Origin of the sequence: Tepidimonas sediminis (genome assembly GCF_007556605.1) — a bacterium.
GTDB classification, from domain to species: domain Bacteria; phylum Pseudomonadota; class Gammaproteobacteria; order Burkholderiales; family Burkholderiaceae_C; genus Tepidimonas; species Tepidimonas sediminis.
In genome coordinates this window covers 1-625 of sequence record NZ_VJND01000034.1, presented here as the reverse complement: position 1 = coordinate 625, position 625 = coordinate 1, and the positions used below count along the sequence as shown (strand labels likewise).

Here is a 625-nt window from a genome sequence, read left to right as displayed (position 1 = left end):
GCACGCTCCGGCGTCGGAATGTAGGTGTCCAGCGCTTCCGCAAGCTTCATGATGGCCTGCTCGCCCAGCTCACCCTTGTCGCCTTCCAGGGCCTTCAGCGCCGAGCCCTTGATGATGGGAATGTCGTCGCCAGGGAAGTCGTACTTCGACAGCAGCTCGCGCACCTCCATCTCGACGAGCTCCAGCAGCTCCGGGTCGTCGACCATGTCGCACTTGTTGAGGAACACGATGATGTAGGGCACCCCCACCTGGCGCGCCAGCAGGATGTGCTCGCGCGTCTGCGGCATCGGGCCGTCGGCCGCCGACACCACCAGGATGGCACCGTCCATCTGCGCCGCCCCCGTGATCATGTTCTTGACGTAGTCGGCGTGACCCGGGCAGTCCACGTGCGCATAGTGACGGTTGGCCGTCTCGTACTCGACGTGCGCGGTGTTGATCGTGATGCCGCGCGCCTTCTCCTCCGGCGCCGCATCGATCTCGTCGTACTTCTTGGCCTGCCCACCGTACTTGGCCGCCAGCACCGTCGTGATGGCCGCCGTCAGCGTCGTCTTGCCATGGTCCACGTGACCAATCGTGCCCACGTTGACGTGCGGCTTGGTCCGCTCGAATTTTTCCTTTGCCATGC

Annotated in this window: 1 protein-coding gene; it reads right to left on the bottom strand. The window is 64.5% G+C overall.

All coding sequences use genetic code 11. The features are described from left to right. On the bottom strand, positions 1–623 hold a 623-nt coding region (locus tag Tsedi_RS12115), incomplete at its 3' end, for a GTP-binding protein (RefSeq protein ID WP_143896959.1). Between the last annotated feature and the right edge of the window lie 2 nt (positions 624–625).